The organism is Gordonia otitidis NBRC 100426, assembly GCF_000248075.1.
Classification (GTDB): Bacteria; Actinomycetota; Actinomycetes; order Mycobacteriales; family Mycobacteriaceae; genus Gordonia; species Gordonia otitidis.
The window spans coordinates 1-4,562 of the sequence record NZ_BAFB01000147.1; the positions used below are offsets into that span (position 1 = coordinate 1).

The 4,562-nt window shown below is 61.7% G+C and carries 2 protein-coding genes and 1 pseudogene; all 3 read left to right on the forward strand.

The window, feature by feature from the left end:
- Window positions 1-314 (forward strand): annotated as a pseudogene (locus tag GOOTI_RS26170) (hypothetical protein); the annotation flags it as partial.
- Between the two features lie 475 nt (window positions 315-789).
- The gene (locus GOOTI_RS14860; protein ID WP_169315816.1) at window positions 790-3,399 is read left to right on the forward strand and encodes an AAA domain-containing protein; all 2,610 of its coding nucleotides are present in this window, start codon (window positions 790-792) and stop codon (window positions 3,397-3,399) included.
- 92 nt (window positions 3,400-3,491) lie between these two features.
- On the forward strand, window positions 3,492-4,562 hold a 1,071-nt coding region (locus tag GOOTI_RS14865), incomplete at its 3' end, for a transglutaminase-like domain-containing protein (protein WP_007239431.1).

Sequence of the window (4,562 nt, forward strand, 5' to 3'; positions counted from 1 at the left end):
CGGAACTCACCAAGTTCCTTCCTGAGCTAGAACAGCTTGTCTCGACCGACGCGACGAGCAATGATACGCGGCAGCTTCGTGAAGATCTCACCGAGTCCTTCCGGCCTTACCTCGGCATGGATGCGGATCGAATCCTTGCGGGAAAGACCGTGGCAGACTTGGAATCGCCAGCGTTTGCCAAAACTGCAAATGCTGACGAGGCGCTCGCCGCGATCCACAAGCTGCTGACGCTTGAGTCCATGCTCCCGGGGCAGCTCCACAGGCTCGCCGTGTCGGGAGCGCTCCGAGACTGGCTTAGGGTGCTGGCGCGGTAGACGCGCAAGACGCTGCGCTGGGAAACGGGGTCGCCTCCTTCATGCTTACCGCTCAAGCTGACACGAGCGCCGGCACTCGTTCCCGGTGGGCGGCGGCAACAAATACGAGACAGCGCTCGAGGTCGTCACCGGGCAGCGTCTTTGATCCACATCTACGTGGCTACTTCAGCTCTTTTAAGTGGAAGAGTAGCGAACTTCGCACCGGGCCTATCCTCGCTCTGACGCCCGTTTCGAACAGTATGTCCGACTCGTGTGATACACCTCATTGAGCTCTCAATGAAGGTGGACAGTGAAGCGCACGAGAAGTACCCAGATCCTCGACCAACTCGCGAAAATACTGGCCGACGGCCCCGTCGCAGACAGCGTCGTCGTGGCAGAACTCGGTCGCCGCGGATTGCGGTGTACCAGCGGCGAGCTGTTCCTGCTGTGCAACGACCGCCCTGTTGCCCAGTTCGACCAGACAACCTCCGAGTGGATGCTGTCGGGCACCCGAGTAATCGACGACCAGGCCAAGCCGCGCAGTGGATACCGCATCGGCAAGCGCGGAACCCCCGCGATGAAGACGGAGGTCGCGGAGCTCAGACGGCAAGCCGGGCTCAATGCGCCGACGCGACCCGCGGCGAAGACCTATCCACTGCACCCGCAGTGGAACGAACTCGGACAGCATGCGGCCGACGCGATCGCGGCTGAGATCACCGCCTCCGTGAAGCAGGTAGCTGAGAAGACAATCCGACTGAACAACGGCCAACGCCATCAGGCGACGGACATCCACGATCTCATGGTTTTCGAGATGGAAGAAGATACCGAGGTTCGCGAGGGAACTGAGGCCACGCTAGTCCTCGGCTACGGAGGAGCTGCAACTACACATCCCGTCGAAGTGGTCAGCCGCTTCGGAACCCGGCTCACGTTAGTAGTTCCAAACGACCTTCCTGACACCGCGCGAGGGCAGCTACGTATCGACCTGACCTGGCTCTTACGGTCGCAACGGCGACGACTCATGTCGATACTCGATAGCCCAGATGGTTTCAACACCAGTGCCGCACTCGCTGTCGCGATGCGCAGCGATGAGCCCGCGCGTCACTTCCCCAACCGCGAGCCGGACAGTCACCTGAACCCTGAGCAGAACGATGCCGTTCGACTCGGGCTCTCTCACGGTCTCACCTGGCTGTGGGGGCCACCCGGTACCGGCAAGACCACCACACTGTCAGTTCTCGTCCGTGAGCTGTTGGCAGCGGGCAAGCGAGTCTTGGTGACTGGCCCTACGAATACTGCAATTGACGTTGCGCTCTCCGGAATTTTGAAGCAGTGCCCCAGCGTGGCCCCCGGTGGGATAGTTCGCGTTGGCAGGCCAGTCGACATGTTACTTGCCGACAATCCGCATCCTGTGCTCGTCGACGAAGTCGCCGCAACCCGTGGTGAGCGGATCGCTCGGCGGTCCGTTGAGCTGATGCACCGCAAAGCGACACTTACCGAACGTCTGCATGCGCAGTCGTTGAGCAGCGAGCCGACGATGTCGGATGCCGAGCAGCTACACGTGCACAAGCAGATCGCGGAAGCTTCGGAGTTGATCAAGCAACTTGACGAAGCGCTTCGTGATATCCGACTGCAAGTCGTATGTGACGCACAGTTGGTCGCGGCGACAGCACACCAGTGCGTGCTCGATACGTTGGCGAACCAGACATTCGATGTCGTCGTCATCGACGAGGCCAGCATGCTGCCCACCACGCTCGCCATGCTGGTCGCGGGTCTCGGCAGCGGTCACACCATCGTCGCTGGCGATTTTCGCCAGTTGAGTCCTGTCGTGCTCTCAGATACACCCGATGCCCGACAATGGCTGGCGCAGAGCTCTTTCGAAGCTTCACAGGTGTCAAGCGACGTTCTACGGGGACGACCACCGCGATCACTGGTCGCGCTGACAACACAGCACCGCATGCGTCCATACATCAGTGACGCGGTCAGCGCAGGCTATTACCGCGAAAGTCCGCTCGTCACAGCAACTTCGGTAACCGATAGGAAACCAGTTAGCGGTCTTCCCTTCGACGGGGCTCCAACCGTAGCAATCGACACGTCGCAGCTGAGGACATGGGTCGCGCGACGCGGTGGGGTGAGCTCGCGCTACAACCTGATGCACGCCCAGCTCGCGGCAGCCATCGTGGCGGCGATTCCGCCATCAGCATCGGCAGCGTTGATCACCCCGTTCAATTCTCAATCGTCTCTACTTCGAGCATTTGCCAGGGACGGCAAACGATCTGGCTCGACTGTCCACAGGTTCCAGGGCGGCGAGGCGGATGTTGTGCTTTTCGACTGCGTCGACGCCGACGGCAGCAATTTCAAGCTACATCCGTGGTTTGGCAATGGTGAAGCTGGCGGCGAAGGCGCGCGGCTGGTCAACGTTGGAGCCAGCAGGGCACGCGAGCAATTGATACTCCTTGCGGACTTCGGTCGCGTTCACCGCCAACGCCGGCGACCCGACGCCAACTACGAGTTCTTCCGGAACTTGCTCAAGACCGCGAACGTCATCGGCATCGACGAGGTTTTTCGCCAGAGCCAGAGCGCACCGACCGAAGTCGTCACCGATTTGGATCGCCTTCGTACCGACATTTGCGAGAGCACAGGACCGATCGAGATCCGCAGTGCAACTGTTTCTCCGGATGTCCTTCATCCGCTCACCGAACCGCTCGCCTACGCGGCTCAACATCAACCAGTGTCGCTGTGGTTCTCTCCAGAACCGGATGGCGATCTCCCCTTGGCGGTCACACGGCTCACCACTTCGGATGTGTTTCTGCGACCCGCGAAGCCACTGAACGAGTCACTAGCTGTCGTCGGTGACGTTGTCTGGTCGTCGGCAGCACCGCTACTCGGAGAACGCATCGGAGGGACCTGGCTGCGGACCGAATGCGCGGAGTTCGCCGACGCGGTACGGATGATGACCCGACGCCGAACTGAAGGCGGCGCCCAAGGCAGCGACCAATGGCCGGACAAATGCCAGTGCGGCCGCCCGTTGACGCGTATCGAGAACCTCAAATTCGGCACCCGCGGGTGGTGCGTGTACTGCGACAGGTTCCCGTCGACACGACCCGCGTAGCGCGCAATGTCCGGGTTCCTGCAACCCTGTCGTACGCCCGTCGTACTGTCTTCTCAGCGCGACGCCCCGCCAGGGGCGATGGAGGATGATCAATGAGCACGACGCCGGTCGAAACCACCCACACCGTGGAACAGGATGGTCTTCGAGTTTCGATCCACGCACTGCCGGCGGTAAACCTGGCACTCGTCCATAACGGCGTCCCGCTGATATCGGCAATCGAGATCACCAACGCTGCCGACGTCGAGCTGACTGATCTCACGGTCACCGCTCACCTCTTGAGCGGCGAGGCGGAACTCACTGCCCCGATCACTCGCACTCACGACGGCCGGATAGCGCCCGGAGCCAGCGTCGTCTGGGACGACTTCGCGCAGTTCGTGCCCGCTACCGAGTTCCTCAAGACCTTGAACGAAAGTCAGCGCGGAAGTCTCACGCTGTCTGTATCGAGCGTGTGGGCGACACCAACTCAGATCACCATTCCGATTCGCGTCCTCGCGCACAACGAATGGTTCGCCCAGCCCGTCTTCTACGACTCTCTCGCTGCATTCGTGCAACCCAACACGCACTCCGTAACAGCGGTCCTCGACGACGCTGCCGAGATCCTCCGCGTCGACACCGGCGATTCGTCGCTCGGCGGCTACCAGCGCGGCCCGCAGCGCGCTGCGCTCATCGCCGCCGCCATCTACGAGGCGCTACATGTCCGCGGGATCAGATATATCGACCCGCCTGCGTCATTCGAAAACACAGGCCAGAAGGTTCGCACCACGTCGCAGGTCCTCGAAGAGCGATTTGGCACCTGCATCGACCTGTCGGTCGCCTACGCAGCATGCCTCGAAGCCGCGGGATTGCGCCCTCTCCTGTGGATCATGGACACCCATGCGTTCGCCGGATTCCTTCGCGACGACTCGACGTCACTCCCTCAGCCCTCCATCCTCGAAGAGAATGCGATGATCAATCTCGTCGAGTCCGGGATCGGTATTCCCGTCGATGCGATCTTCTACGCGGACGGCAAAGAGGGTTCCTTCGCGTCGGCGGTGTCGTCGGGCCGTAGGTTCTTCGGTGACCCGTCGCGGCTGAGGGGCGTGCTCAGCGTCGCAGCCGCGCGTCGCGACGGTGTTCGGCCGCTGCCCAGCGCCGATGAAGTCGCGCCACCGCAACCAGCACAC